We start from the raw sequence: 22,451 nt of genomic DNA, 5'->3' as shown, positions 1-22,451 counted from the left end.
AATCGCGGCGCCTGTGGCAGTGAAACATTTGATCGAGCATGTGAGGGTGGAGAGTTGGCGAGTATTGGTCGGCGGGTAGCTGTTGGGATCCACTGGCTAAGCCTCGCAGGTACTGCCTTGGCCCTCTCCGCGTGCGGCAGCGCGCCGAAGGCGGTCGCCTTGCCTTCGGCGCCTGGTAGTGCGTCTTCGCCTTCGTCGTCCACGGCGGCGGAGGAGAAGGCTGTGGCTACGGCTTATGCGAAGTTCGTCGCGATGCTGGAGCGGGCAGATTCGCTCCCCGCGGAATCTCGTAGGCAGCAACTCGCGACCGTTATGGCCGATCCTCAACTCTCGCGGGTGCTCCAACGCATCGACGCGATGAAGAAGCATCACATCGCGACCTACGGTCACATCATCGTCCACGTGAAGAGCGTTCAGCTTACCGCTAGTGGCGCTACAGTCCATGACTGTCAGGATTCGCGCGACTCGGGGCTTCTGAACTCTGTTACGCAGAAAAAGCTCATCCGTGGGGTTCGGCAGGGGAGTAAGAAGGCTCTGCTGGTTAAGGATGCTTATGGGCAGTGGCGGGTAAGTAAATCCATTGCGATCGGTGAAGGGTGCTGACGGGGTGGCAACCGTTGGGCCTGCGCTCGTTGCCGGGCTGCTCTCCGCCGCCTCATCCGTTGCTGCACCGCCTCCGCTGGATCCGATGCCGCCGAATACGAACTCGTTCGCCTACGACTACGGCGCTCATGACGGTGGGGCGCCGGCGAAGGGCGGGCGAGCTCCTGCTGCTGCGCCGCAGGGTGACCGCGCGAGCGTGTTGCAGAAGGCGGGGCCACGTAATTGCCAGGAACTGAGCGAGTACGTGCAGGTGGTCTGCCCGCCGGTGCACGAGGGCGGCAAGACGCCGAAGGTGTCGCCAGCCGAGTTGGCGTTGACCAGGTGGGCGACCATGCCGATTCCGGCGCCGGTGGTGCGGACGGCACCGCCTCGCCGGAGCGATGGGCTGGTGGGGCTGCCGGAGTGGTTCTGGGTGACCAACTGGCGTCCGCTGAATGATCGCGTCGCGGCTCGCAGTGTGTGGGTCGAGGTGACCGCTCGGCCACAGAGCATGACGATCGCGCCGGGGCCTGGTGAGCCGGTCGTTCGATGCGCGGGTCCTGGCACTGCCTATGACAAGTCGCGGCCGGCCGCGGCACAGCACACCGATTGCTCGTACACGTTCGGGCGGTCTTCGCTTCATCAGCCCGGCCATGCCTACCGGGTGCGAGTGACGGTGGTGTGGGGCGGTACGTGGCGGGGTTCGGATGGGTCTGGTGGTGCGCTTCCGCCGTTGAGCCGGTCGACGAGTTTCCGGTTGCGGGTGGCCGAGGCGCAGGCGCTCTACGGATGAGGGTTGGTATGAGGTCGAGTAACAGTGTGCTGGCAGGGCCGAAGGCTGCGCGTGGGGTCGATTCCAGGGCGTTCAAGCCTTTGCCGCGGCAGCGGCGTCCGGGGTTTCTCATCGGGGCGGCCATGTTGGTGCTGTTCGCCGTGGCGACCAATGTCTACCTGTTCGTTTCCTCGGGTGAGCGGGTGTCGGTCGTGAAGGTGGCGCGTGACGTCGCGGCGGACCACGAGATCACGCAGGCTGATCTTGAGCGGGCCAGGGTCGCAGTGGAGCCTGGTGTGGCGGTGATTCCCGCCCGTCAGCTGGACCAGGTGGTCGGGCGGCGGGCTGCGGTGGCGTTGCGTCAAGGGACACTTCTCGCGGTGTCGCAACTGTCGACGCAGCAGAGTCCCCCGGCGGGGCGAACGCTCGTGGGCATGTCGTTGAAGCCCGGCGCGATGCCGCCCGGGTTAGCTCCGGGGTGGAAGGTCCGCGTGGTGTTCACCGCCGGCGGCCAGGGCCAGGAACCCGCGGACGGCGCTCAGCAGAGCCGCGCCGAGTCCATCGTTCCTCGGGAGGTCGCCGCGGTGGTCGACCAGGTGGACGAGCCGGACACCGACGGGTCGACGACGGTGTCGTTGATGGTGCCCGATGCCGACAGCGGCAAGGTCGCGCGGCAGGCGGCGGCCGGGATGGTCGTCCTGGTGGCCACGGAAAGACAGGACGGAACGTGACGCTGTACTGCGTGGTCTCGGCGGGCGGTTCACCGGGCGTCACCACCACCGCGTTGGGGCTCGCGGTCACGTGGCCGACGAAGGTGCTGCTGGCCGAATGCGATCCCATGGGGCGAGGTATCCTGCCCGGCTTCATGGCGGATCGGCTCAGCGAATCCGCCGGGCCGGGGCTGCTCGGGCTCGCGATGACCGCCGAGACCGGGACGCGCGCGCGGCTTCCGCTGGACGACTATGTGCTTCCTGTCCCCGGCGAGGGCACCGTGGAGCTGCTGCACGGCGTTCGCGATCCTCGGCACGGGGTGCGGCTCGGGACGTTGTGGGGTCGCCTGGCCGAGGCCCTGACTTTGCGAGAAGGCGACGTGGTCGCCGACCTGGGCCGGATCGGTGGACGCGATACCCCCACTGAACTGCTGGCGACGGCGGACACCCTGGTCATGGTCCTGAAGCCGACGTTGAGGCAGGTTGACGCCGCCCGGGCGCGGATCGACGCCTTGAAGGACCTCAGGGGCGGCCGCGGGACTATCGGCCTGTGCCTGATCTCGCACGGCCCGCATCGTGCGGCGGAGGTCGAGCGGGTCCTCGGAACACCGGTACTGGCCGAACTGCCGTACTCGCCTGACGATGCGTCCGTGCTCTCGGATGGGGCTCCAGCTCGGAGGACATTCAAGACGTCGCTGCTCCTGCGGTCGTTGAGATGTATGGGGCGGCGACTCCGCGCGACCGACCGCGCCGCGTCCGAAGTCGGCGGGGACGTGGGCGGGACGGTTCTGTCGGGTGCGGGTGCCGTCGTTGGGGGTGAGTGGTGAGCGCGCCGGGATGGACGTTCGCCGGGCCGGACGGGGCACGTGCCGTAGGACCCGCGTCGTCGCACGATGGCGCGGACGACGCGGATCTGTGGGCGGCTGTCCGCGCGGTGTCCGTCCAGCTCGCGGACGTTCTGCGGGACGGTGTCGACCGCGTAGGGGCGCGGCAGTTGATCGATGCCCAGGTGCGGTCGTGGGGTGATGACCAGTTGGCGGTCGGCCGTGTGATGTCGGCCGAGGAGTTGCAGAGGGTCGCGCGGTCAGTGTTCGACCGCCGCTTCGGCCTCGGTCCGTTGCAGCCCTACCTGGAACGCTCCGATGTGGAAAACATCGTCGTCAACGGGTGCCGGCAGACCTGGATCAGCTATACCGACGGCAGCAAGCGGCCGGGGCCGTCGGTGGCGGAAACCGACGACGACCTTGTCGAGTGGGTGCAGCTGCTGGCGCGGCGCGGGAACAGCGGCCGGGAGTTCTCCCATGCGTCGCCGCTCCTGGACGTCGCGCTCTCCGACGGCGTCCGGCTGGCCGTGGTGGGCTGGGTGTCGAGGCGCCCGCATCTGGCGATCCGCGTTCACCGCCTGGTCGACGTGACCCTGCGGCAGCTCACCGAGCTCGGGACCCTGACCGAGCCGCTGGAGGCGTTCCTGAAGGCGACGATCCGGGCGCGTCGGAACGTGATCGTCTGCGGTGAGGTCAACACCGGTAAGACCACACTGGTGCGCGCGCTGGCCAACGAGATCCCGCCGCAGGAGCGGGTCATCACGTTGGAGAGCGACTTCGAGTTGTTCCTGGACGACCCGCGCCTGGCGCACCGGCACCACGATGTCGTCGCGATGGAAGCACGTCAGGCAAACGCAGAGGGCGCGGGCGAGGTACGTCTGCAGGATCTGGTGCCGGCGTGCCTGCGGCTGAACCCTGACCGGGTGATCGTCGGTGAGGCGCGGCAGGGGGAGCTGGCTCCGATGCTGGAGGTGATGTACTCCGGGGCGCGCGGCTCGATGTGCACCCTTCACGTTCACCGGCCCGAGCATGTGTTCAGCCGTGTCGTCCAGCTCGGCCGCCGCGCCGACCTCGGCTTGGGCGCCGATGACGTGCATCTGATGTTCGGGCTGGCCGAGCCCCTGGTGGTCTACCTGGAGCGCGACCAGGCGAGCAACGAGCGGTTCGTGTCGCAGGTGATGGAGATCGGCCCGCCGGGGGACTCGGTGGAACCGACCCGCAACCTCGTCTTCCGGCCCGGCCCGGACGGCCGGGCGACCCCTGCGGGTGGGCACATCAGCGCCGCACTCCTCGACGACCTGGTGGTGCAAGGTTTTGATCCCGAGTTGCTCAGGACCGGGGCGGAGGCGTGGGTGTGATGGTGGTCCTCGCCGCGCTGGCCGGCCTTTGCGCCGCCGGTGCGGTCATCAGCCTCGTGGCCGGGCTGCGGGGAACCGAGCCCGCGACGCGGCAGGGGCGTCCGCCTTCGCGCCTGCGGACGCTCGTGCGTTCGTCGGCTTGGCCCGGGCGTCGTAATCGATTGGTCGCCGGTGCCGTGGCGGCGCTGGCGGTGTTCCTGGTGTCGGGGTGGCCGGTCGCGGCCGTTGCTGCTGGGGCCGGGGTGTACGCGGTTCCGCCGATGCTGTCGGGACGTGGGCCGCAGAGCCGGATCGCGCGGCTGGACGCGTTGGCGCAGTGGTCGCGGCGGTTGGCGGAGATGATCGGCGCGAGCCGGGGCCTGGAGCAGGCGCTGGCCGACAGCGCCCGTATCGCGCCCGAGGCGATCCGCGGGCCGGTGACCGTGCTGGCCAGGAGACTGAACAACCATGCAAATCCCGAGCAGTCGCTGCGGGCGTTCGCCGACGAGCTGGACGACCCGATCGCCGATCTGATCGCCTGCGCGCTGGTGCTGGCCGCCCGCCGGCGCGGTCCGGGGACGCGTGAGGCGTTGCGGCTGCTGGCTGACGCCGTCGAGCAGGAGGTTCTCGTCCGCCGGGACGTCGAGGCCGAACGAGCCGGTTTGCGCACGACGCTGATCGTCATCGTGGGCTCGGTCATGGCCCTGAGCGTGCTGTTCGCCTCGTCGCAGACACTCGCCGCCCCCTACGGCACCGCGCTCGGACAGACGGTGCTCGCCGTGGTCGCGGCCATCTACGGGGCCGGCCTGTGGTGGATGCGGCGCCTCGTCGTCCTGTCGACCGGAGCGAGATTCATGCACACCACCCACCCGACATCCGCCGTCCCAGGAGCCGAGCTGTGATCGTTCTCGCCGCCCTTAGCGGGGTCTTGGGCGCTGTGGGCATCCTCATGTTCATTCGTGGGGTGTGGCCGGCGCCTCCGCGCTTGGACGCTGCTATGGCCCGGATCCAGCCCACACTGCTCCCCGCGCCCCCGACCAACGACCTGAAGACCGGCGAGCGCCTCGGCCGATGGCTGGCGGATCGTGTCGCACGTCCGGCCGGGACGCTCGCCGTACCCCGAGCCGACCTGGCACTGCTCGGACGTCCGGCCGAGCGGTTCATGCTCGACAAGCTCGTTCTGCTCGTCACCGGGCTCGTCGTGCCTCCGGTTTTCGGCGGCCTGGTCGCGTTGACGGGCGGCTCGCTGCCCTGGACGTTCCCCATCGTCACCGGGGTTGTCCTGGCTGTGATCCTGTGGTTGGTACCGGACTGGAACGTACGGTCCCAGGCTCGTCAGCGTCGCCGTGACTTCCGGTACGCCTTCACCTCCTACCTGCAGCTCGTCGTCCTGGAACGCGAAGCCGGCGCCGCGCTCAACGCCGCGCTGGAGAACCCGGCGAAGATCACCGACGGGTGGCCGTTCCAGCACGTCCACCAGGCGCTCACCAGAGCCCGGAACGGCCAGGAGCAGCCCTGGCGGGCCCTGTCCCGGCTCGGTGAGGAGATCGGCGTCCGCGACCTGATCGACCTGGCCCACACCGCCGAGATCGCGGGCAGCGAGGGCGCCAAGATGCACGACGTCCTGGTCGCCAAGATCACCTCCATGCGTCACGAGGCGTCCGCCTCCGCACGCGCCGAGGCCAACTCCCGCACCACCGCCATGTGGGTGCCGACCAGCCTGCTCATGCTCGGCTTCGTGATCCTGGTCGGCTTCCCCTTCTTCTCCAAACTCCTGGCGTCCGGCTGACACGCCGGAGCGTTCACGCACCAGCTCATCGGGGGACCATGAACACACTCAACGCCGCCATGCTCCGCGCAGCCCTCGCCGTCCACGACCGAGGCCGCCGCCTCGCCACCGCCCTGCGGGAGCGAGACGACCGGGGCTCGGGGGTGGTGGAGACGATCATCATCGTTGCCGGCTTCGCCGGGCTGGCGTTCGTCGTCTACATGGCCGTGTCCAGCAAGGTGCACGGCTGGATCGGCAAGATCCCCGGCGCCTCCGGCCCGTGAACACGCCTCGACGACCACAACGGCGAAGGGATGCGGGATCGGCGACGGTCGCAACCGCCATCACCTTCCCGGCGGTGGGGCTGCTGTTCCTCGCGCTGGCGCAGGCAGTGATGGTGTCGGTCGCACGCGACGTCGCACAGGCGGCCGCCGAGGAAGGACTCCGCGTGGCCCGCGCCCGCCAGGGCACCTTCAGCGGAGGACGCGCCGTCGCCGCGTCCTTCGCCCGCCGAGAACCCGTCCTGCAAACGCCCGCCGTCACCGTGTCCGGCACGAACACCATCGTCGTCCGGGTCACCGGGCACGCCCCGTCGCTGCTGCCCGGCGTCGACATCACCGTGTCCAGGACCGTACGCGGCGCCCGTGAACGGTTCACGACACCGGGACCGGCGTGAACCCAAGGAACAACCGGACGCCGGGCCGGACGCGGGACGCGGGAAACGCGGTGGTGGAGACCGCGATCCTGGCGCCGGTGTTCATCACGTTCCTCGCCGGGCTGCTCGTGGTGATGCGGGTTGTTCACGGCAGCGCCGTGGTCGCGCAAGCCGCCGCCGACGCCGCACGGCAAGCCTCCATCGCCCGGACCGCCCGACAAGCCCAAGCCGCCGCGAGCACCAGCGCCATGCGCACCTTGCACGACCGGGGACTGCATTGCACGCCGTCCGTCCGGCTCGACCTGTCCGGATTCAATCGTCCAGTCGGACAACCCGCCACGGTCTCCGCGCGAGTGACCTGCACGGTTCGGCTCCGCGACGTCGGGCTACCGGGAATGCCAGGCGCCCGAACCGTCACCAAGACCCATCGCTCGCCGATCGACCCCTACCGGACGGCTCAATGAGAAGGACACCGGGACGCGTTCATAGGGCACGGCCTGAACGCGGGAGCGTGAGCGTCTTCGCCGTCATCATCACGCTGGTCGTCGTGGTGTTCTTCGGCGCCGTAGTCGACTTCGAGCAGGTCTTGGAAGCTCGACAGGACGCCAACACCGCCGCGCAAGAGGCCGCCCGCGCCGGCGCCGGACAAGTAGACCGGGACCGAGCCTATGACCGTGGACAGTTCCTCGTGGACCGTCAGTCCGCGATGCAGGCGGCCCGCTACTACCTGCGGACCAGCGGTTACACCGGCACCGTGACCAGGTCCGGGAGGCGTTCCATCCGTGTCCACGTCTCCGTCACGCGACCCGCGCGGTTCCTATCGCTGATCGGCGTCTCGACCCTGCATGCGGACGGTGGAGCGACCGCGAACCTGACCTCTGGAGTGGAAGGACCCCGCCAACCGTGACCTACACCGGACACAGCCGTCTCGCCGACTTCGTACGCGGACTCGGCGCCTTGGCGGTCTTTGCCTTCCTCCTGGTCGGATTCCCGGTCGCGATGTACAAGATGTTCGGCTCGCCCCTCCCGGACAAGCTCCCGACCTGGGCTGAGATCAGCACGACGCTGATGCGGCCGGACACCGACCAGACCGTGTTCATCGCCACGATCCGGCTCATCGGCTGGGGCGCATGGTGCCTGTTCATCGTCACCGTCTGCGCCGAACTGGTCCGCTACCTCCGCGGGCGCTCCAAGCCCGCCATGCTGAGTTCGGCGTGGCCGATGCAGAAGCTGATCCGTGACCTGGTCGCCACGGCGACGCTCACCTTCAGCGCCGCTGCGTCTCTCGCCTCGTCCGCCTCCGCCGCGACGCACATGCACACAGCGACCGGTGTCCAAGCCGCTGCCGACCCCGCACCGAGCAAGCAGGGGCACTCGACATCCGGAATGAGCACGCCGGCACCGGCGACGGGTGCGTCCGAGTGGACGCCGCTGCTGGCCGACGAGACCCCCAGCGAGCCGGAGCCGGACCCGCACCCCTGGCGGACGCACATCGTCAAGCGAGGCGAAACACTCTGGGATCTCGCCCGACGCACCTACGGTTCCGGGACCCTCTATCCCAAGATCTTCAAGACCAGCCAGGACGTCCACCAGCCCCATGGGCTCCCCGAGCTCACCGACCCGGACCTGGTCCGCCCAGGCCAACGTGTCCTGCTTCCCCGACCCGGCACGCATGAGGCACCTTCATCGAAGACGGGAACACGCTCACAGCACGAGGCCGGGCACTCAAGCGGCGCTCGGCAGCCGGCCCCGACAGGCTCACCGTCCAGCGCGTCGAAGCCGCCCCAAGTGCAGGCTCCGGTCGTGGCGCCGCCCGCCGAGCGTTCCGGTAGCGTCGCGCCCGCGGCACCGCACCACCACCAGGACGACCACCATTCGCCGCTGGAGATCTCCCTGCCGTCCGGGTCCCGCATCGGTCTCGGTCTCGCTGCAGTGCTCAGTGTCGCCGTGGCCGCGACCCGCCTGCACCGGCGCCGTCGACGCCCGCTGATCCTCGACCCCGGCTCGCCGCCGCGCCCCGCCGAGGAGCCTCCGATTCCCGCCCCGGTCCTCAAGGCCCACCAAGCCCACTTGAAGACCCACGCCGACCGGGGCGCCCCTGTCCCGTCCGACACCGACATCGCGTACAAGGACATGCTGGCCGCACACCCGGACCAGATCGTCCTCGGAACCCGCGATGGCAATGCCATCGCGGTGTCGTTCGCCGGGCTGAACCTCGGTCTGAGCGGTGACGGTGGCCACGCCGTCGCACGCGCCATCACCACCGAACTTCTGGCCCAGGCTCGCCGCTACCGCGCCGAGGTCATCATTCCGCGCGCCGACGCGCAGACGCTCTTCCCCGGCGACGACATCATCGGCTTGGGCACGGAGCTCGAAGGGCTGATCGTCACGCCGTCGCTGCGGGAGGCCACCGACCGCGCGGAGGCCGAATTTTTCCGGCGCGGTCGCCTGATACTCACGAGTGAAGTCTCTGACGTGCCCGGCTTCCGCGCCTATGACGAGTGCGAACCTCTGGAGACCATCCTTCTGGTCGCGTCGGCACCGCCGGGCAGCGAAGTCCTGTCCGTCATCGCCGCCCTCGGCCGCCGCTACTGCATCGGCGTCCTGGTGCTCGGCGCCTGGCCGTCCGGCACCACCGTGGAACTCGCCGCGGACGCGACCGTCACCGACGCCGACGGCCCCGACGCCGCACGGTTCACCGGGACCCGCATGTTCCACCTGACCGCCGACGACGCCACGGACCTGCTGCGGACCCTCCGCACCGCCACCGGCAACGAACCCGACCTTCCGGCTCCGCCCGCGAGCACGGACGACGCGCCGGAACCCGAAGCACAACCCGTCTCGGCCATGGTGCCGCCTCCGCGTCCCTCCGGAGAGGAGCGGTGCCGCCCGGCCCGCCTCAACGTGCTCGGGCACGTCAGCCTGCACACCCCGGACGGCCCGATCAACACCGGACTCCGTCAGCGCGCCCGCGACCTGCTCGCCTATCTCAGCCTGCATCCGGACGGCGTCACCCGTGACCAGGCCATCGCCGACCTCTGGCCGGACGAGAGCCCCGGCGGGCTCGTTGCGCAGTTCAACACCGCGGTCAACAACGCCCGTGGCGTCCTTCGGAACGCCACCGGTCTCGAAGAACCCAAGTACATCCTCCACAGCGCGGGCCGCTACCGCATCGACTCCGCCGTCCTCGACGTCGACCTTTGGGAGCTGATGGCTGCGCTCGCGGACGCCGGGCCAGGTACCGACGACGACGCCCGAACCGAGGCGCTCTTCCGAGTCGATGACCTCTACACCGGCGAGTTCGCCAGCGGCTTGGACGGTATCTGGGCCCAGAACCAGCGCGAATACCTCCGCCGTACCATCGGCGAAGCCCTTGCGAACCTCGCCCGGATCATCCAAGAGGACGATCCGGAACGAGCGCTGGCCGTGCTGGAACGGGCCATCGAGCACGACGCCTTCGCAGAGCCCCTGTACCGCCACATCATGCGGCTGCAAGCCCGCCTCGGCCGTCCGGACGCCATCCGCCGCACCTACGGACTTCTCGAGGGCCGCCTCTTTGACATCGACGCCGAAGCCGAAGAGGAAACCTCTCAGCTTTTTCACTTCTTGCTGCGGCCGTCGAAACGGGGCTGAGGGCGTGAGCGAGCGTTCGCGAGATGCGTATGTGCCGGTGCCGCGCGAGCATCGGGCAACGCCTGAGGGCAGAAGCGGCGTTGTCACGGTCCGGCGGATGTGATCGGCTGTCGAGGTGGACGTCGACCAGTTCTTCAGCTTCGGGCCGCGCGCTCCATTCGAAGTACAGCACGTGTTCACTAACCGGGAAGCGCAGATTCGGGCCTTCCGGGAGCGGTTCGCGGAGGCTGCCGGGCGGGCGTGGACCGTGGATGAGCTGCTGGACTTCCAACGGCCGGCGTCCAACCTCATCGCCGTGTGCGGTGAAGGCGGCATCGGCAAGTCGACGCTGACCCGGCACGTCGTGGAGCTGGCGGTGTCCGGGAAGCTGGACGGTCTGCCGCGGCGCGGCGCCCGCGCGGTGCTCGACTTCGCCGACCCGGCCAGTTCCAGCTTCGAGGCCGGCCTGCTGCGGATGCGTGCGGCGCTCGCGCCGCTGGCGCGGTCGTGGTCGGCGTTCGATGTGGCGTTGGCCGTGTACTGGCAGCGCAAGCATCCGGGCGAGTCGCTGACAACGTTCCTGCGCAAGGAGTCCACGGCCGATTCGCTGGGCGTGGCCGACCAGGTCGGCGACACCGTCGACCAGCTCCTCGGCGGTTTCGGTGCGCTGTCGGTGGCGTACCGGGCGCTTAACCTTCTGGGCCGGACCGCCGCGCAGAAGACGAGGTTGAAGCGGCTTCGGAACGGGCTGCCCGCGCTCGATCCGATCCTCAGCGAGCAGGACCCGGATCGGATGCTGGGGTACATGCCGGTCCTGCTGGCCGCCGACCTGGAGCGGGCACGCCGCAAACGTCCGGCGCTGGCGCTGTGCGTGCTGGACACCCTCGAGAACGTCCAGCGCCTGCCCGCTGAACGGGGCGGCCTGGAGGACCTGGTGTCGCGGCTGGTCTACCTGATGCCCAACGTGGTGTTCGTGGCCGCCGGGCGGCTGGCGCTGCGCTGGCACGACCCGGGCCGGGCCGCCACGCTGACCTACGGCGGTGAGCGCCGCTGGCCGGGCCTGGCGGGCGGTGACCAGCTCGGCCTCGACGGGTTCGACCGGGTGTCGGCCGAGGCGTACCTGTCGACCCGTCTCACGGTGGACGGGACGCCGGCGATCGGGCCGGCGATCCGGGAACGGATTATCGCGGGTTCGGGCGGGTCGCCGCTCTATCTCGACCTGTCCGCCGAGCTGTTCGGGCAGTACCTCGCGCGTGGCGAAACTCCGTTCGCTGAGATGTTCGGGGTCGGTTTCCCCGAGCTGGTGCTGCGGACGATGCGGGACCTGTCGGCGACCGACCGCGACCTGCTGCGGGCGGCCGCGCTGCTGGAGGCATTCGACGAGGACGTCTTGCACGCGGTGCTGCCGCATCTGCGGCTGCGGCAGATCGAGAGGTTCGTGCAACGTCCGTTCGTCCGGCGGGACGAGACTGTCTGGCCGCCGTATCGCTTGCATGAGAACCTGCGCCGCAGCGTCATCGAATGCGACGCCGACATCGACGACGGCTGGACGGACGCCGAACGGAGGCGCAACGCCGAACGTGCGATTGCGCAACTGACGACCACCGCGCTGGAGGTCTGGGACGACGACGCCGACCACCCTCTGGCGTTGGGGGTGCGGAGCAGGCGATGCGTGGCGGCGTTCCTGCTGGTCCTGCGCGCGGCGGACGAGCATCGTCTGGTGCCGTCGGCCCTCGGCGACATCGCCTACAGCCTCACCGTCCTTGGGCATTGGCAAGTCCTGGTGTCTCTCCCCGAACTGCCCGGCTCGCCGGAACTGGATCGGCTGACCGAGTTCGCGCGCGTCACGGCGCGGGGAGACGTCAACGCCGAGGATCGCTACCGGGCGCTGCGCGAGCTGGTCGGGGAGCCGGACGGGCCCTTCGCCGACTACTACCGGCACGAGCTGGCCAGCCGCGCACACGTCATCGGCCAGGTCGACCAGGCCGCCGACCACCTGTCGGGGATCGAGGCCGCGTCCCTCATCGGCGGGAGCGCCCGGTTCGGCTTGGCCGACAACGCGCTGCGCCGCAGCGACTACAAGACCGTCGCCCGGCTGATGCAGGACGCATCACCGACAGGACCCGACAAGGTGCGGGCCGCCGACCTGCTCGGTCACACCTACCTACAGAACGCGCGATTCGCCGAAGCGGCCGGGTTCTTCGAGTCGACCCTGCAGGCGGCCCGTGCTGCGAACGCGCCGCTGTGGGAGGCCCGGGCCCTGCGGCATCTGCTGCTGGCGCTGATGTGGTACGACCCCGACCGGACGCTGTCGCTACTGGGTCGGGCGCGTGACCTCAACGGCTCTGCCGGCGAGCCGATCGGCCTCGCCCAGTGCGACATGGCAGAAGCCATGGCGCGGGCACTACGCGGCGAACGCCGCCAGTCCGCCGGCCTTCTGGAGGCCGCGGCGCGCCGTTTCAGTGACCTCGGGGCCACGCGTGAACTACTGCCCGTCGAGGCGTTGCAGGTTCTCCTGGACGCCTCCGCCGGTCAGACCGCCCAGGCCGCACGCGCCGCACAGAACCTGTGCGATGACTGCCTTCCCGTCTGGGAACCGGTGGCGCGGTCATGGGCGGCGCTGGACGCCGATTTCAGCGCCGTCGAGTGGCTGGACGATCCGAACTCCGCGCGGCACCGCTGGCGCGCGGCGCTGGCCCGCCTGAAAGCACCGGTCTGCGGCCCCTTGGACGTCGGTGACCGCCGGGCCCTGATCACGACCGGCCGGGTACCTGAGGCGCTCGCGGAGACCGCGGTGGCGGCCGCGCTGGCCAGTCCAGCGTTCGACGGCCCACGCGACCTCGCCGCCGCGCTCGCCACGCTCGGCTCCGATGGCGTCGTGCCGGGTGTCCGGACGGTGGCCAAGGTTCGCCGGCGGCTGCACGAACGGCTGGAGACCGTCCGCCACTTCGAGGACATACGCGCCGCGACCGGTCTCCGCGCACCCCGACTGCTGGACGCCGGGACCAACGGGGAGGCATGGTGGGCCATCCTGGAGCGCCTCGACGGCGCCCACGCGGACCGTCCGACAGCCGCACGGCAGCGCGCACTGGGCCACCAGCTCAGGCTCTGGCACTCCCGGTCCCCTGGTGACGGGCTACGACTGGACGATCCCGGCGCGCTGGGCGTCCTGCTGGGCTGGGCCCGATCCGCCGCCCCGGCCGCCTACACGACCCTCGCGGAACACTTCGGCGCGGTCTGCGAAGGACTTGCGATGACCGCGATCCACGGCGACGTCGCGGTCTGCCACAACGCGCTGTTCGACGGCGACACCCTCACCGGACTACTCGACCCAGGGGCAACCGAATCCGGACCCCCGATGCTCGACCTGGCCTGGTCCCTGGCCGTCGACATGCCGCGCGGCGGTGAACCCGGCCCGCTCATCGACGGCTACGGCGAGGACGCCGTCGACCCCGAATCCCTGGATGCGCTGCTGCCGCTGATGATGCTGCGCCGCCTCATCGATACCCCGGCCCTCGGCCTCGCGGAGACCGATGGCGCGTGGATCAGGCGATGGCTGCGAGACCACCGCCCCGACCTGCTCACTCTGGCTCGATGAGCCCGGCCCGGCGGGCGCACGCGTACGGGATGTAGTTGTCCAACACGTTGGCCGGTACGGCGAGCTGCTCGCGCAACTCCGGCTCGTCGTCGCGCGCGTAGAAGCGATTGAGGCCGTCGAACAGCGCCAGCCTGTACCCGGCGGCGAGAACCCCCGGCTCCCAATCCTCATGACTCGGCCGCCTCGTCAGCGGGAAGGTCGCCTCGACCACGATCGCCCGCGGCCGCCACTTGCTCAGGTCGGTCGACCGCAGCACGGCTGCCTCGGCGCCTTCCACGTCGACCTTCAGCAGGTCGAAGCCCGGCTTCGCGTGCGCGCTGAGCACCGACTCCAGTGTGACGACCTCGACGTCAAATTCCTCATAGCGCCAACCGTCCGCCAGGTGGGTTGCCAACACGTCCCGGCGCAGCGTGCTGAGGCCTCCGCCGCCCGTCTTTCCCCGCCCTGGAACGATCCGAAAGAATCTCGCGGTGCCGGGCTCGTCCCCAACGGCCGTCCGCAGGCAGACGTCATCCGGCCGGGCCCGCGTGAGACGCGCGTGGCGCTCGGGCAACGGCTCGATGTTGACCCCGCGCCAGCCCAGGCGGTCCACCAGGTTCTTGGTGAGCGAACCGCTGACGGGGTCGCCGGCCCCGACGTCCACGAAGAACCCGCCCAGCCGGCCGGCGAAGGCGCGCATCAGCACCGCGTCCTCCGCGTTCCCCGCGTACGCGATCAAGTTATAACCGCTCACACCCGGCAACCTACGGGTCGTTCCGCGCTGAAGTAGAAGTGTCTCTCCTAGCGCGGAGATTGATCTTGGTGGGTAGATGGGCGGCAGGAAGATCATCCCCTGCTGTCCCACCAAGCCTCACGCGTGCTGGCGGCTGTTGGGCGCCTTGGTCTCTTTGACTTGGCTGAGGAAGGTTCGGACGTTGTTGTTGCGCTGGTAGGGGGCCAGCTGTTCGGCGAAGCGCGATAGGTGATTGCGGCAGCGGGCGGAGTCGACCTGGTCGGCGAGGGTGCCGAGTGCCTGGTGCGCGTAGGAGAGGGCGGGTTCGAGTTCCGGCTGCGGCTGCTGGATGTAGGTGGTGGCGAGGAAGATCTGCCGTAGTGCGCCTTCGCGTGATGCGGGGTCGTCCTGGACGGCCCGGCGTAGGTGGTGGCGGGCGCGTTGGTGGTCGCCGCTGCGCAGGTAGCAATAGCCGGCCTGGCCGTGGGCGTGAGTGGTGGTCATCCAGTAGCTCCAGCCGGGGTCGCCCGATGTTGGGCTGGTGGCCTGGAGTGCCTCGAAGGCGGTGTCGATCGCCCGGTTGATGTCGGTCGCGCGTCGGGTGGTCGTGGCGGTTTGGTCGTTGGCGTGGGCTTCGGCGGCGCGCAGCTCCAGGATGGCGGTGACGCGGCCGCTGGCTCCGGGGTAGCCGGTGCGGGCGGTTTGGGCGAGCAGTACGGCTTCGCGTCCGCCGTCGAGGTCTTTGGCCTGGCAGGACATGAATCCGATGATGTTGGCGCCGAGGGCCCGGTCGCCTGCGGTGTGGGCGGCGTGCAGGCCGGCCACCCAGTAGCGCTGTGCGAGTCCGTGTTGGCCGCTGTCGAAGGCGGTGAATCCGGCGAGGCGGAGGAGCTCGGCGGCGGTGGCGTGGAGCCGCCTGCCGGTGGTGTCGTCGTAGCGGCCGTGGGAGAGCAGGGTGGTGACGTAGCGCAGGTGTTCGTGGATCAGCCGGAGCAGGGGACCGCCGCCGAGCTGGTCGTCCATGTGGCGCAGCCGGGCCGTGATGGCGTCCAGGTCGTCGACGACATGGACGGGAACGGCCGTCCCGCCGGCTCGGGCAAGTTGTGTCGTGGGGTGGGCGACGAGCCACTCGTGGGCTGGGGAGGTGAGTGAGGCCCCCAGCAGCAGGAGGAAGCTACGGCGATCCATGTAGCCAGCGTCAGCGACCGCGCGCACCGCGCGCAAGGTCCCGGCGGCCGTCCATGCGGTTTGCAGGCCCGTGGTCGCCGGGGCGCACTCCAGGTCGTCCGGAGGCCATCCGAGGTCGGCGACGCTGATCGGACGGCCGAGCTCCTGTTCGAGGAGCAGCGCCGTCAGGGAGCGCCAGGGCGATCGGGGCACTTCGCCGCGAAGCCACTTGTAGGGCGTCTTGGTATGCACCCGTTCGGGTCGGCCGAGGGCTTCGGCCATGTCGTTCAGGCGCCGCGCGAGCTGGTCGGTGCGCAGCCCGAACACTGCCAGCAGCTCGCCTAGCGGGGATGCGGCGGACATGACACCTCCTGGATCCCGCCTGTCAAGAACAGTAGGGCCACCGGCTGCACGCCGACTACATACGCACCGGTCCGCTACCGGCCGCACCATCGGCTCTTCACCGCACTGTACGCACTGCTGTCAGGAACACGCCGAAGTAGTTCGCTGAGTTCGTGACCTCCTGGTCCACCGCAGAGACGCGCTGGACCTCCCATCGAGAGAGAGCGGACACGATGCCTGCGCAACCAGCCTCCTCTTCGAACCCCTCGAACGGTGCCGCGCTCACCAGCGCGTGGCGGCGGGTCGACGAGCCCCTGACCACGCCGCTACCCGGGACGGTGCTGGTGACGGGCGTGTGCGGCTTCATCGGATCGCATCTGGCGCTGGCGCTGCTGAAGCGAGGTGTCGCGGTGGTCGGTGTGGACGCCAGGCCCGTCAACGCCTGCCCCCTCACCTCCGGGCAGCTGCGCCGGCTCTACGACTACTCCGGTTTCCGTCTCCTCACGGCGAAGGTGGCGGACCCGGAGGTCGCCAACGCCTTGTACGGCGTTGACACGGTCGTTCACCTGGCCGCCGCCACCGACGTGGCCGCCTCGTGGGGAGCGGGCTTCTCGGCTCACGCCACCTCGGTCCTGGAAACGCAGCGGCTTCTGGACGGCTGCGCGAGCCAGCGGGTGCCGCGGGTCGTGGTGGCGTCGTCCTCGCACGTGTACGGCCCCGCCTGCGGCGGAATCGCACGCGAAGACCAACCGGTGGAGCCGACGTCCCCCTACGGGGTGTCGAAGCTCGCCGCCGAGCGCCTCGCGCTGGCCTACGCCCGCCGTCCCGGCTCGACGCTCAGCGCGGTAGCGCTGCGCTTCTTCACCGCGTTCGGGCCGGGCTGCAATCCGGCCATGGTGGTCCCGCGGCTGTTCAACGCGGCGCGCACCGGTCAGGCAATGCCGCTGTTCGGCGACGGCAACGCGCTGCACACCTGGACCTACGTCAGCGACCTGGTGGACGCCGTGATCCGCTCGGCCGAGGTCCCCATGCACGCGGGCTCGACCGAAGTGATCAACGTCGCCGGTGCCGACCAGGCGTCGCTGATCCAGGTCGCCGACCTGGTGGGGGAGATCACCGGACGACGCGTCGCGCTGGAGCCCTACGGCGAACGCGCCGGCGACGCCGCAGGCACCCGCGCGGACCTGACCCGCGCGGGCCGGGTGCTCGGCTTCGTCCCCCAGGTCCGGCTGCGGGAGGGCCTGGTGCGGATGTGGCAGCACATGTCCAGCGACCCCAGCCCGAGCTCTGGCACCAACGCGTCGACATCGGCGGTCTGAACGACGGCCCGAAGAAAGGCGGAGACCAATGATCAATGTGAGTGCCGATTCGGCCACCACGCTGTGGCTGGCCGCCGTCGACGCCGTGGTCCGCAGTGGCACGCCGCACGCACCGCGCGGGCTGCGCACCCGGGAGATCGTCGATGCGCATCTGTCGCTGGCCCGGCCCCGGCGGCGGCTGGTGTGCGCGCCTCCGACGCGGGTGATCAACGCGGCGTTCGCGGCGGCCGAGACGGTGTGGATCCTGGCGGGAGTCGACGACGACTGGATCTACACCTACAACCAGCGGCTCCAGCAGTTCGCCGACGATCACGTCCTGCGCGGCGCCTACGGTCCCCGACTGCGCTCCTGGGCGAGCGGGGTGGACCAGCTGGACCTGGTCCGGCGCGAACTCCTCGCCGACCCGTCCACGCGGCGCGCGGTCGTGCAGTTGTGGGACCCGGCCCGCGACCATCAGGGCCATCGAGACGTGCCCTGCACGCTCGGGTACTGGTTCAGCCTCCGCGGCGGCCGGCTCGACATGCACACCACGATGCGCAGCCAGGACCTGTGGCTGGGGTTCTGCTACGACCTCTACGTCAACACGGTCGTGCACGAGCTGGTGGCCGGCTGGGTCGGTGCGGAACTCGGCGTCTACCACCACCACATCGGCTCGCTCCACGTCTACGACGAGCACCTTCCCTACGCCCGCGACCTGGCCACCGCGGCACCTCCCCAGGCTGACGCGCACACCGACATGGCGCCGCTCGCCGTGCCCTGGCAGGACTTCGACCAGCTTCTGCAGGCGGTGATCCACGGCCGCGAATGCGGGCACCCGGGCTGGACGGAGATGGCCGAGGTGATGCGCAGCTACCGCATCTACAAGTCCGGCGACACCAGCGACGGTCGCGCGCACGCGCAGGGCATCGACGGGCCGCTCGGTCGTGCTCTGACGGCCTGGTACGCCCACCTGGACCGCGCGGCCGGCCTGCTGCACACGACGGGAAGCACGGGAGGAACCGCCTGATGATCCGGACCGGAACCTCCTCGCCGGTTGTGCTCGGGCTGTGTTCGGGCACCCACGATTCCTCCGCCGCCCTCGTCGTCGACGGCCAGCTCGTCGGGATGGTCGAGGAGGAGCGACTCAACGGCGTCAAGCACACCAACGTCTATCCCGAGCAGTCCGCCGACTGGCTTCTGCAGCGGGCCGGGCTCACGCCCGATGCGGTGACCCACGTGGCCTACAACTTCGGCCCGCGCCGCTACCTGGCGGGCGCCGCTCAGGCACTTCCCTACTTGCTGCGTCCGTCCACGGCCCGGCGGGCGCTGCCCCGGGCGTACTCGTTCGCGCGCGTCCACCGCAACGGCCGCGCTCGGTTCCGGCAGTTCCGCGAGCGGTTCCCCATGTCGCGGGTGGTCGACGTCGAACACCACCTCGCCCACGCCGTGTACGCGTTGGCCGCTGGAATCGACGACCAGGACGAGAACCCCGGCGACACCGCGGTCCTGGTGGTCGACAGCCTCGGCGAGCGAGTGACCACCAGCATCTCGCGCGCCCACCGCAGCCGTACCGGCGTCGAGCTGAGACGGGTGCACAACATCACCGACCCGGCCTCGCTCGGTTACGTCTACGGCGCGGTCACCGAGCACCTGGGCTGGCGGCGCGGCGACGAGGAAGGCACCGTCATGGCGCTGGCCGCCCTCGGAGATCCCGCGCGGTTCAGGCCCCTGTTCGCCCGTGCGATCCCGATCGACGCCGACGGGTTCGGCACCGACACCCGCCTCTTCCCGCTGCGGGTGCTGTCGCATCGCTGGCCGCGCGTATCGGACGAGTTCATCGCCGCGACCTGCCCGCCCCGGCTGGCCGGCACCCTGATCGAGCAGGTTCACAAGGACCTCGCAGCGGCGCTGCAAGAACGCGTCGAGCAGGTGATGGTGCATCTGGCCCGCCGTGCACGGGAGATGACCGGAGCGAAGCATCTGGCGCTCGGAGGAGGCGTCGCGATGAACTGCGTGGCGATCGGACGCATCTGCCAGCAGGCCGGATTCGCACAGGTCACGGTCCCGCCCTCTCCCGGCGACGCCGGTACCTCCGCCGGGGCCGCCCTCACCGTCGCGCATCGTCTGACCGGCCGTCTTCCTTCCGGGGCCGGAGCCTGCTACCTGGGCCCCGAGTACTCCAGATCCGAGATGTCCTTCCGGCCCCGCCCCGGGCTGACCGCCGTCCAGATCGCCTCACCCGCCGCGATGATCGCCCTGCGGCTGGCCGAGGGCCAGATCATCGGGGTGTTCCAAGGGCGCCTTGAGGTCGGGCCTCGCGCACTGGGCAACCGCTCCATCCTGGCGTCCCCGCTGAAGCCGACAGTGGTGGACCGGCTGAACATGACGGTGAAGTATCGCGAGCCGTTCCGGCCGTTCGCACCCGTCGTGCTCGCCGATCACGCCGCCGAGTACTTCACCCTCGGGCAGAGTTCGCCGTTCATGTCGATCGCCTCGAACGTCACCGCCCGCACGATCCGGACGCTCGGCTCGGTGGTCCATGCCAACGGCACCGCACGCGTCCAGACCGTGACCGCTGAGCAGAACCCGTTCCTGGCCGAAGTCCTGGCCGCGTTCGCCGCGATCACCGGGCACCCCGTTCTGATCAACACCAGCCTCAACATCAAGGGAAAGCCGATCTGCGGTACCCCGGACGCCGCGCTGGACTGCCTCACCGAATCCGGCCTGGACGCGCTGCTGATCGAGGACTGGTGGATCGTCAAGAACTCCGTGGTGCGTCCGACTGTCAAAGCGGAGCCGACACCATGAAGATCGGCTACAGCTTCTGGGGCTTCCTCGGCGCGGGCATCACCGACACCCCCGACGGCGGACGCAGCCACCGCGCCACCCTCATCGACGGCCTGCTCGACGCAGGCCACCACGTCGTGTTCCTGCAGACCAACCGCGACCTGGACGAGGCCGACGACGACCTCGGCGGCCGCTACTCCTGGAACTCCGGCTTCCCCGGCATCGACGTGCTGTTCTGCGAATGGCGGTGGCCGATCCCCGGCCGGAACACCACGAGCTGCAACACCCCCGGCCACACCTGCGACCTGCACCGCCAGCACGAACTGCTGAACCACTACACCTACCGGCGGCACACGCCCACGCTGCTGTGGGACAAGGATCTACAACTGCCCGCCGCGCATCCGCTCCGCGCGGTTCCCCACGTCACCGTGTGCGAGGCCGCCCTGCACCCCCGTCGCGGCGCCGAAAGCCTGCTCTTCCCAGTCGCCGACCAGGCCATCGATACCGCCGACCCCCTCGGCCTCGCCGCAGAACAGCGAGATCTCCCGCTGGTCTACATCGGCAACCAATACGACCGTGACGAAGCCTTCGACCAGTACTTCGCGCCGCTCGCTCCGTCCTTCGACCATCAAGTCGCAGGGAAATGGACGGCCACCGAACGCTGGCCGAAGGTGAACTTCACCGGCCGCATCCCCTTCGCCGCCGTGCAGCCTCTCTATCGCCGATCGCTCGCCACGGTGCTGCTGGCCCCGGACCGGCTCGCCGCCCGCGGACAGTTCACCCAGAGGCTTCCCGAAGCCGTCCTCGCCGGCTGCCTGCCCCTCGCTCCCTCCTACCTGCGTTCGGCGGACCGGACCGTCCCCGGCGAACTGATCATCGACAACGCCGAGCACGCCGCCGACGTGCTCTCCGCCCTGCTCGCGGATACCGGCAAGGGCTGGCACATCGACCTCATCGACCGCTGCATCACCCGCCTGGACCCGTTCCGCCTCTCAAAGCAACTCCGCACACTGGACCGGCTTCTCAACCAGGCAACCGTGCCTCCGTGGAAGCGGCGGTGCCCGCTATGACCACCCCACCCCGCGGTGCCCGCATCACGGCATCGCCTCGCCCTGGACGTGTCCGCAACGAGAGGCGCATATGGCCGCCGCATCCCTCGACAGTCGCTACCTTCGATGCACGTGACCCTCAACGAACCCGTCGAGCGCGTAGCGATCATCGGCTGCGGCGGCAGCGGCAAGACCACCGTCGGCCGCCGCATCGCCGATGCCCTCGGCACCTCCATCACGCACCTGGACGCGGTCTACTACGACGACGAGTGGAACAAGCTGCCCCAGGACAAGTTCGCCCAGCTCCAACACGACCTCGTCGCCGCAGACCGCTGGGTGATCGACGGCAACTACGCCGGCACCCTGCCCATCCGCCTGCATCGCGCCACCCACGTCGTCTTCCTCGACCTGCCCGCCACCACCTGCCTCTGGGGCATCCTCCAGCGCCGATGGCGCTACCGCGGCGGACAGCACGCCGACGGGGTCTACGACACCATCAACTGGGGCTTCATCAAGTACGTCTGGGGCTATCGCAAGAGCATGGCACCCCGCGTCAGGGCGCTGCTCGCCGAGCACGGCGCCGACGCCCGGATCCTCATCGCCAAGTCCCGCCGCCAAGCCAACCGGATCGCCGACGAACTGGAACGCGCCGCCCGCTGACCGGCCGACGGACGGTGGCCTGATGCCCCGGCCGCACGAACACCCCGAACGACCGTTCACCGACCCAGCCGTGGTCCCGTCCCTGTACGCCGACCGGAACCGCGTCGACCGGCGCAGCAACGCACTACTGAGCGCCAAAATTCACGGGTCGCACGTCGCTCACACAGCCGCGGACCTGCTCCTCTCCGCCGCGCCCGCCTTCGCCACGGGCCGCGGTGACCTCACGCCCGTGCTGGGCGACATCGGCTGCGGCAACGGACGCCCCACCCGCACGCTCCTCGACCGCTTCCCGCACCTGCGGGTCCTGGCCGTCGACGCCTCAGCCGCCATGCTCGCCGAAGCCCGTAGTCACCTCACCACCACCCGACCGCACGTCAACAGGCCGCTGTTCCTCCAGGGCGACTTTCACCGCCTCCCCCTCGCCGACCGCACGCTGGGCGCCGCCACCGCGATCTTCTGCCTCTACCACTCCGTCCAGCCCGCCCATGCCATCGCCGAGATCGCCCGCACCCTCAAACCCGCCGGCATCGCACTGCTGATCACCAAGTCCGCCGACAGCTACCACGAACTCGATCAAC

At 69.9% G+C, this 22,451-nt stretch carries 21 protein-coding genes; 19 read left to right on the top strand and 2 right to left on the bottom strand.

From position 1 onward, the window contains the following. Window positions 1-222: 222 nt before the first annotated feature. From J4709_RS46485 to J4709_RS46425, 13 genes are all read left to right on the top strand, one after another. Window positions 223-603, top strand: a complete 381-nt coding sequence (locus J4709_RS46485; protein WP_208251906.1) for a hypothetical protein — start codon at window positions 223-225, stop codon at window positions 601-603. Further along, window positions 590-1,375, top strand: coding sequence for a hypothetical protein (locus tag J4709_RS46480; protein ID WP_208251905.1), 786 nt, complete (start codon window positions 590-592; stop codon window positions 1,373-1,375). Before J4709_RS46485 ends, J4709_RS46480 begins: the two co-directional genes overlap by 14 nt. Before the next feature lie 122 nt (window positions 1,376-1,497). After that, window positions 1,498-2,085, top strand: coding sequence for an SAF domain-containing protein (locus tag J4709_RS46475; protein ID WP_208251904.1), 588 nt, complete (start codon window positions 1,498-1,500; stop codon window positions 2,083-2,085). Then, window positions 2,082-2,891 (top strand): CpaE/TadZ family protein, encoded by an 810-nt coding sequence (locus J4709_RS46470; RefSeq protein WP_208251903.1) that lies wholly within the window; start codon window positions 2,082-2,084, stop codon window positions 2,889-2,891. Before J4709_RS46475 ends, J4709_RS46470 begins: the two co-directional genes overlap by 4 nt. After that, window positions 2,888-4,246, top strand: coding sequence for a TadA family conjugal transfer-associated ATPase (locus tag J4709_RS46465; protein WP_208251902.1), 1,359 nt, complete (start codon window positions 2,888-2,890; stop codon window positions 4,244-4,246). Before J4709_RS46470 ends, J4709_RS46465 begins: the two co-directional genes overlap by 4 nt. 161 nt (window positions 4,247-4,407) lie before the next feature. Further along, window positions 4,408-5,127 carry a type II secretion system F family protein gene (locus J4709_RS46460; protein ID WP_208251901.1) on the top strand — a complete coding sequence of 240 codons (720 nt, stop codon included), beginning with the start codon at window positions 4,408-4,410 and terminating at the stop codon, window positions 5,125-5,127. Between the two features lie 95 nt (window positions 5,128-5,222). Next, on the top strand, window positions 5,223-6,014 hold the full coding sequence (locus J4709_RS46455) for a type II secretion system F family protein (protein WP_208251900.1): 792 nt from the start codon (window positions 5,223-5,225) through the stop codon (window positions 6,012-6,014). Window positions 6,015-6,052: 38 nt separating this feature from the next. Further along, window positions 6,053-6,277, top strand: coding sequence for a hypothetical protein (locus tag J4709_RS46450; RefSeq protein WP_208251899.1), 225 nt, complete (start codon window positions 6,053-6,055; stop codon window positions 6,275-6,277). Window positions 6,278-6,351: 74 nt separating this feature from the next. Beyond that, window positions 6,352-6,669 carry a hypothetical protein gene (locus J4709_RS46445; protein ID WP_208251898.1) on the top strand — a complete coding sequence of 106 codons (318 nt, stop codon included), beginning with the start codon at window positions 6,352-6,354 and terminating at the stop codon, window positions 6,667-6,669. Window positions 6,670-6,722: 53 nt separating this feature from the next. Beyond that, window positions 6,723-7,112: a TadE/TadG family type IV pilus assembly protein gene (locus tag J4709_RS46440; protein ID WP_208251897.1), complete on the top strand. Its 390-nt coding sequence runs from the start codon at window positions 6,723-6,725 to the stop codon at window positions 7,110-7,112. Between the two features lie 47 nt (window positions 7,113-7,159). Beyond that, window positions 7,160-7,555 carry a pilus assembly protein TadG-related protein gene (locus tag J4709_RS46435; RefSeq protein ID WP_208251896.1) on the top strand — a complete coding sequence of 132 codons (396 nt, stop codon included), beginning with the start codon at window positions 7,160-7,162 and terminating at the stop codon, window positions 7,553-7,555. After that, the gene (locus tag J4709_RS46430) at window positions 7,552-10,281 is read left to right on the top strand and encodes a BTAD domain-containing putative transcriptional regulator (protein ID WP_208251895.1); all 2,730 of its coding nucleotides are present in this window, start codon (window positions 7,552-7,554) and stop codon (window positions 10,279-10,281) included. Before J4709_RS46435 ends, J4709_RS46430 begins: the two co-directional genes overlap by 4 nt. Before the next feature lie 247 nt (window positions 10,282-10,528). Continuing rightward, entirely contained in the window at window positions 10,529-13,858 is a 3,330-nt protein-coding gene (locus J4709_RS46425; RefSeq protein WP_208251894.1) for a protein kinase family protein, read from the top strand. Here the strand turns inward: J4709_RS46425 and J4709_RS46420 are convergent. Both J4709_RS46420 and J4709_RS46415 read right to left on the bottom strand, forming a co-directional pair. Further along, a complete protein-coding gene (locus J4709_RS46420) occupies window positions 13,842-14,591 on the bottom strand; it encodes an FkbM family methyltransferase (RefSeq protein ID WP_208251893.1) in 750 nt (249 codons plus the stop codon). The two genes, J4709_RS46425 and J4709_RS46420, sit on opposite strands and share 17 nt — an antisense overlap. Before the next feature lie 117 nt (window positions 14,592-14,708). Further along, a complete protein-coding gene (locus tag J4709_RS46415) occupies window positions 14,709-16,100 on the bottom strand; it encodes an NsdA family TPR-like regulatory protein (protein ID WP_208251892.1) in 1,392 nt (463 codons plus the stop codon). 212 nt (window positions 16,101-16,312) lie between these two features. Between J4709_RS46415 and J4709_RS46410 the strand changes: the two genes are divergently transcribed. From J4709_RS46410 to J4709_RS46385, 6 genes are all read left to right on the top strand, one after another. Then, window positions 16,313-17,398: an NAD-dependent epimerase/dehydratase family protein gene (locus tag J4709_RS46410; RefSeq protein WP_208251891.1), complete on the top strand. Its 1,086-nt coding sequence runs from the start codon at window positions 16,313-16,315 to the stop codon at window positions 17,396-17,398. A gap of 28 nt (window positions 17,399-17,426) precedes the next feature. Beyond that, window positions 17,427-18,404, top strand: coding sequence for a thymidylate synthase (locus tag J4709_RS46405; protein WP_208251890.1), 978 nt, complete (start codon window positions 17,427-17,429; stop codon window positions 18,402-18,404). Next, the gene (locus J4709_RS46400; protein WP_232385095.1) at window positions 18,404-20,185 is read left to right on the top strand and encodes a carbamoyltransferase family protein; all 1,782 of its coding nucleotides are present in this window, start codon (window positions 18,404-18,406) and stop codon (window positions 20,183-20,185) included. Before J4709_RS46405 ends, J4709_RS46400 begins: the two co-directional genes overlap by 1 nt. Then, window positions 20,182-21,234 carry a hypothetical protein gene (locus J4709_RS46395; protein ID WP_208251889.1) on the top strand — a complete coding sequence of 351 codons (1,053 nt, stop codon included), beginning with the start codon at window positions 20,182-20,184 and terminating at the stop codon, window positions 21,232-21,234. Before J4709_RS46400 ends, J4709_RS46395 begins: the two co-directional genes overlap by 4 nt. Window positions 21,235-21,345: 111 nt before the next feature. Then, a complete protein-coding gene (locus J4709_RS46390; protein WP_232385094.1) occupies window positions 21,346-21,873 on the top strand; it encodes a P-loop NTPase family protein in 528 nt (175 codons plus the stop codon). Between the two features lie 22 nt (window positions 21,874-21,895). Continuing rightward, window positions 21,896-22,451 (top strand): class I SAM-dependent methyltransferase (locus J4709_RS46385; protein ID WP_208251887.1); only part of this gene is annotated, 556 nt, incomplete at its 3' end.

Origin of the sequence: Actinomadura violacea (genome assembly GCF_017573465.1) — a bacterium.
In the GTDB taxonomy this organism is placed as follows: Bacteria; Actinomycetota; Actinomycetes; order Streptosporangiales; family Streptosporangiaceae; genus Spirillospora; species Spirillospora violacea.
This window is presented reverse-complemented; position numbering and strand designations above follow the sequence as displayed.

What these genes read in the sequence shown, in the direction of transcription:
- J4709_RS46400 (WP_232385095.1), top strand. Translation starts at nt 18,404, where the DNA reads ATGATCCGGACCGGAACCTCCTCGCCGGTTGTGCTCGGGCTGTGTTCG.
- J4709_RS46450 (WP_208251899.1), top strand. Translation starts at nt 6,053, where the DNA reads ATGAACACACTCAACGCCGCCATGCTCCGCGCAGCCCTCGCCGTCCAC.
- J4709_RS46455 (WP_208251900.1), top strand. Translation starts at nt 5,223, where the DNA reads ATGGCCCGGATCCAGCCCACACTGCTCCCCGCGCCCCCGACCAACGAC.
- J4709_RS46415 (WP_208251892.1), bottom strand. Translation starts at nt 16,100, where the DNA reads ATGTCCGCCGCATCCCCGCTAGGCGAGCTGCTGGCAGTGTTCGGGCTG.
- J4709_RS46410 (WP_208251891.1), top strand. Translation starts at nt 16,313, where the DNA reads ATGCCTGCGCAACCAGCCTCCTCTTCGAACCCCTCGAACGGTGCCGCG.
- J4709_RS46395 (WP_208251889.1), top strand. Translation starts at nt 20,182, where the DNA reads ATGAAGATCGGCTACAGCTTCTGGGGCTTCCTCGGCGCGGGCATCACC.
- J4709_RS46475 (WP_208251904.1), top strand. Translation starts at nt 1,498, where the DNA reads ATGTTGGTGCTGTTCGCCGTGGCGACCAATGTCTACCTGTTCGTTTCC.
- J4709_RS46405 (WP_208251890.1), top strand. Translation starts at nt 17,427, where the DNA reads ATGATCAATGTGAGTGCCGATTCGGCCACCACGCTGTGGCTGGCCGCC.